Annotated in this window: 1 protein-coding gene; it reads right to left on the reverse strand. The window is 39.3% G+C overall.

Going from position 1 to position 206, the window contains the following annotated elements; all coding sequences use genetic code 11:
• The coding region (locus RRF55_RS29550; RefSeq protein WP_439419535.1) for a hypothetical protein at positions 1-206 on the reverse strand (206 nt) is incomplete at both ends.

Genomic DNA, 206 nt, shown 5'->3' on the forward strand with positions numbered 1-206 from the left:
AATATCAATATTCAATTTTTTAAAGGCTGCTAATACTGCACCACCTAATTCATATTTGCGTCTGTTTTCCTCATTACGCTTGATTTGTGCTTCGGTAAGGGTTTTCCTCGATTTGTTTAGAACTTCGCGTTTATGCTCATTTTCGAGGCGTATACGGTCATTGAGAACCGCCTTATGGATTTTGTGATAAGACGCTAAGGCTCGCT

Source organism: Klebsiella sp. K47 (assembly GCF_051858335.1).
Lineage (GTDB): Bacteria > Pseudomonadota > Gammaproteobacteria > Enterobacterales > Enterobacteriaceae > Klebsiella > Klebsiella pneumoniae.